The 5,285-nt window shown below is 74.4% G+C and carries 1 protein-coding gene and 2 pseudogenes; all 3 read right to left on the reverse strand.

From position 1 onward, the window contains the following. Positions 1 to 4,084: pseudogene (locus OO62_RS35980) on the reverse strand (type I polyketide synthase); the annotation flags it as partial. A gap of 88 nt (positions 4,085 to 4,172) precedes the next feature. After that, a pseudogene (locus OO62_RS41220) lies at positions 4,173 to 4,226 on the reverse strand (polyketide synthase docking domain-containing protein); the annotation flags it as partial. Positions 4,227 to 4,402: 176 nt separating this feature from the next. Further along, positions 4,403 to 5,285 (reverse strand): beta-ketoacyl reductase (locus OO62_RS35990; protein WP_157850195.1); only part of this gene is annotated, 883 nt, incomplete at its 5' end.

Consider the following 5,285-nt stretch of genomic DNA (forward strand, 5'->3'; position numbering starts at 1 on the left):
CCTGCGCACCCACCACCGGCACCCGCGCCCGAACAACACGAGGCACCCACAACACTCCCCCACGCACCGCAACCTGCGGCTCCCCACACGCCACCACCGCACCCAACACCCGCAAAGACGCGGCCACACCACCAGCGCCACCGCCCGTGCGCGAGTCCACGCCCGTGTCCGTGGCTGTATCCACGTCCACCAGCACGAACCGGTCCGGATGCTCCGACTGCGCCGACCGCAACAAACCCCACACCGGGGCGTGCGCCAGTCCGGGCAGCTCTTCGTTCGGTCCGGCCGCGACGGCCCCCCGGGTGAGGACGACCAGCCGCGACGAGGCGAAGCGCTCATCGGCCAGGTACTGCTGCACCAGCGCCAGCACCCGGTGCAGGGCCGGGTGCAGCTCTCCCGAGCAGGGCACGACCACCACGTCGGGTACGGAGGCCAGCGAGGCGAGATCGGCGCTGCGTACGGCGCCGGGCAGTGCGGCGGCGACCTCGGCGCACCAGCCGTCCGACCGGTCGCCGTCGCCAGCGCCGTGGCCGTGGCCGGTGCCGCGGTCGTCGCCGATCACCGCGTAACTCGTCGCCTGCCGATCGAGGTTCTCGGTGCCACCGGTGCTCTCGATCATCCTGGTGGCGCCGGTGGCCCCGGTGCTCCCGGTGGTCAGCGGCTGCCAGGTCACCCGGTACAACGCCTCCCGTACGGCGTTCCGTACGCCCTCCACCTGGCCCGCGGTGACCGGCCGCAGCGCCAGCGAGTGGACCGTGGCGACCGGCGCGCCCGCGGTGTCGGCGACGTCCAGGGCGATCCCGGTACCGGCGGAGCCGTCGCCCTCGGCGGTGTCCTCGGTCAGGACGGTCAGCCGGACGCGCAGGGTGCGCGCGCCCGTGGCGTACAGCCGTACGCCACGCCAGGCGAACGGCATGCGGGGGCGCGCCTCCTCGTCCGCCGCGCCCGGGGCCAGGCCGACGGTCTGGAGGGCGGCGTCGAGCAGCGCCGGGTGCAGGCCGTACCGGTCGGCATCCCCGGCGGTGTCGGCCTCGGACGGCAGGGCCACCTCGGCGAACACCTCGTCGCCGCGCCGCCAGGCCGCCCGCAGCCCCTGGAAGGCCGGGCCGTAGGCGACACCGGCCTCGCTGCCTCGCCGGTACCAGCCGGCCACCTCCAGCGGTTCGGCGCCCGGCGGCGGCCAGGCCGTCGCCTCGAACGGCCGCGACGGGAGGGCATGGGCCGCCGCTGCCACCAGGGTGCCGCCGGCGTGCCGCGTCCAGGGCGTGCCCGCCGGGTCGCCGTCCGGGCGGGAGTGCACAGTGAGCGTGCGGCGCCCGGCCTCGCCGGGGGGCCCGATGAGCAGCCTGAGCTGCAGCCCACCGTCGGTGGGCAGCACGACCGGGGTCTCCAGCGTCAGTTCGTCCAGGACGTCGCAGCCGGCCCGTTCGCCGGCCCGCAGCGCCAGTTCCACCAGGGCGGTGCCCGGCAGGACGGCACTGCCCAGAACGGTGTGATCGGCCAGCCAGGGCTGGGCAGCGAGCGACAGCCGCCCGGTGAGGACCAGTTCGCCGGTTCCGGGAGCCTCGACGACCGCGGCGAGCAGCGGGTGGGCCGCGTCCTCCAGCCCCAGGGACGCCGCGTCACCACTGTGGGTGAGCGGGTTCCTCGGCCAGTAACGCTGCCGCTGGAACGCGTACGTGGGCAGGTCCACCCGCCGCCGGCGGCCGTCACCGCCGCCGAGATACGCGGCCCAGTCGACGTCCGTGCCGCGCACGAAGGCCGCGGCGACGGCCTCCAGCACCGACTCCGGTTCGGGGCGGCCGCGGCGCAGCGTCGCGGCGAACGGCGAGTCGCCCGCCGACGCCGCCGGCCCGTCACCGAGGGCTTCCTGCCCCATGGCGCACAGCACCCCGCCCGGTCCGAGCTCCAGGTACGTACCGACGCCGAGATCGCGCAGCGCGCGGATGCCGTCGCCGAAGCGCACCGCCTGCCGGATGTGCTGCACCCAGTACTCGGGTGCGCACAACTCCTCCGCCGTGGCGGTACGCCCGGTCACGTTGGAGATGACGGGGATGCGCGGCGGGTGGAAGTCCACGGTTTCCGCGAGGCGCCGGAAGTCCCGCAGCATGGGGTCCATGCGCGGGGAGTGGAAGGCGTGGCTGACGTTGAGCCGCTTGGTGCGGTGACCGCGGCCGGCCAGTTCGGCGGCCACGGCGAGGACCGCGTCCTCGTCACCGGACACGACCACGGACCGGGGCCCGTTGACGGCCGCGATGCCCACCCGGTCCTCCTGTCCGGCGAGCAGCGGCCGTACGTCGTCCTCGCCCGCCCGGACGGACACCATCGCGCCGCCGGTGGGAAGGTCCTGCATCAGCCGCCCGCGGGCAGCGACCAGCCGGCAGGCGTCGGCCAGGTCGAAGACCCCCGCGACATGCGCGGCGGCCAGCTCCCCGATGGAGTGCCCCAGCAGCGCGTCGGGGCGCAGCCCCCAGCCCTCCACCAGCCGGAACAGCGCGACCTCGACGGCGAAGAGCCCGGCCTGGGTGTAGCGGGTCCGGTCGATCGCCGCCGCGTCGGGTGAGTCGGGTTCGGCGAACAGGACGTCGAGCAGGGGCCGTTCGAGGTGCGGATCGAGGTGCCGGGTGACCTCGTCCAGTGCCGCGGCGAACGCCGGACTGCCGGCGTACAGCTCGCGTCCCATGCCGGCGTACTGGCTGCCCTGGCCGGTGAACAGGAAGGCGGTCCGGCCCTCGCGGCGGCCCGGACCACGCACCACGGACGGCGCGGTCCGGCCCTCGGCGAGGGCGTCGAGGGCCGCGGACAGTCCGCCGGGACCACCGGAGTGCAGCACCGCCCGGTGCTCGAAGGCGGTGCGGGTGGTGGCGAGGGCGAGGGCGGTCACGCGCGGGCTGTCGGTCTCGTGGGCCGCCGCCAGGTGGGCGCGCAACCGCGCCGCCTGGGCACACAGCGCGGCCCCGGAGCGGGCAGAGAGCACCCAGGGGACGGGAAGCGGACGGGCGACGTCGGCGTCGGTGTCGGAGAGAGGAGCCTCCGGTTCCGCCGACGCCGCCCGTTCCGCCGGCTCCTGGTCGTCCGGGGCCTGTTCGACGATGACGTGCGCGTTGGTGCCGCTGACGCCGAAGGAGGAGACGCCGGCCCGGCGTGGCCTGCCGGTCTCCGGCCAGGGAACCTGCTCGGTCAGCAGCGACACCGCGCCTGCCGACCAGTCCACGTGCCGCGACGGCCGGTCCACATGCAGCGTCCGGGGCAGCACCCCGTGCCGCAACGCCAGCACCATCTTCATCACACCACCCACCCCGGCCGCGGCCTGGGTGTGCCCGATGTTGGACTTCAACGAGCCCAGCCACAGCGGCTGTTGACCCTCGCGCTGCTGCCCGTACGTCTCCAGCAGCGCCTGCGCCTCGATGGGGTCGCCGAGCGCGGTGCCGGTGCCGTGCGCCTCCACGGCGTCGACGTCGGCGCAGGTCAGCCGGGCCTGGGCAAGGGCCTGCCGGATGACCCGCTCCTGGGCGGGGCCGTTGGGCGCGGTCAGGCCGTTGCTGGCACCGTCCTGGTTGACGGCGCTGCCACGGACCACGGCGAGCACCGGATGCCCGTTGCGCCGTGCGTCCGACAACCGCTCCAGCAGCAGCACCCCCACGCCCTCGGAGAGGTTCGTACCGTCCGCGCTGTCCGCGAACGCCTTGCAGCGCCCGTCGGACGCCAGCCCGATGCCCTGCCCGCGCGCGAACTCGTCGAACAGCACCGGCGTGGACATCACCGCGGCGCCGCCGGCGAGTGCGAGGGTGCACTCGCCGCTGCGCAGCGCCTGTGCCGCCAGATGCAGGGCGACCAGCGACGACGAGCACGCGGTGTCCACCGTCACCGCCGGGCCCTCCAATCCGAGCACGTACGACACCCGGCCCGACGCGATGCTGCCCGCACTGCCGTTGTACACATAGCCCTCGACCGCGTCCGGAGAGCGGAGTACGAGGTCGGCGTAGTCGTGGTACATCACGCCGGTGAAGACACCGGTACGGCTGCCCCGCAGGGCACGGGGATCCAGCCCCGCCCGCTCGACCGCCTCCCACGACGTCTCCACCGGGGAAGCGGCAGCTCATCCCGACGATCGCGAGGGGCTCATGGGAACGGTCGACGAGTTCACGGTTGTGCTGCCGCAGCCGCTCGGTCTCCTTGAGGGAGGCCCGCAGGGCGGCGACGACCTTCTCGTCAGGGTTGGTCATCTGGTTCTCCACGTTCCGCGTTCCGCCTGCGCTCAGGCGTCGAAGAGGGGTCCGGAGGGGTTGGTGAGGTTGGAGGGGGAGGGTCTGCCCCTGGCGAGGTCGCTGTAGGGGCCGGGGATCGGGGCCGGCGCCGGTTGCGAGTCGGCGCCGGCGCCGGTGTCGGGCCGGCGGCCCGGTCAGCCGTCCTTGCCGTCGAGGGCGAGGCTGACGAGGTGATCGATGTCCATCGTGTCGATCGAGTCCGTGAGGTCCTGGGACCCGCCCCGGTCCCCGCCGGTGACCGCGCGGGAGCCGTCGTCCGGCGTGGGATCACCCGGTGCGCCAGCATCCGGTGCGGTGTTCGCCGCCTCAGGGAAGAGCTTGGCCCCCAGGTGGGCGGCGACGGCCTCGGGCGTCGGATGGTCGAACACGAGGGTGGCCGGCAGGCGCAGCCCGGTGGCGTTCTTGAGACGGTTGCGCAGCTCGACCGCGGTCAGCGAGTCGAAGCCCAGCTCCTTGAACGGACGGCCGGGCTCGACCGCCGCCACGGAGGCGTGCCCCAGTACGGACGCCACCTGCGCGACGACCAGATCTTCCAGCGCACCCGCCCGCTCCGCCGCGGAGACCTTGCTGAGCCGCTCCTGCAACGACTCCGCGCCGTTCGCCGCGCCCCCGCCGTCCGCCGCGGTACGGCGGACCGGAGTCCGTACCAGCGCGCTGAGCAGCGGCGGCACGGTGCCGGACGCGGCCAGCGCACGCAGCGCGGAGGTCTCCAGCCGCATCGGCAGCAGCATCGGTTCGTCCGTCGCGCAGGCCGCGTCGAACAGGGCCAGCCCTTCCTGCGAGGTCATCGGAGCGATGCCCACCCGCGACATGCGGTTCAGGTCGGCACGGCCGAGGTGGCCGGTCAGCCCGCTGCGCTCCTCCCAGAAGCCCCAGCCGAGGGAGGTGGCGGGCAGGCCGAGCGCTCGACGCCGCTGCGCCAACGCGTCCAAAAACGCATTCGCCGCCGCATAACTCCCCTGCCCCGGACCACCCAACGTCCCCGCCGCAGAAGAAAACAGCACAAACGCCTTCAGA

It is taken from the genome of Streptomyces lydicus (assembly GCF_000717345.1).
GTDB classification, from domain to species: domain Bacteria; phylum Actinomycetota; class Actinomycetes; order Streptomycetales; family Streptomycetaceae; genus Streptomyces; species Streptomyces lydicus.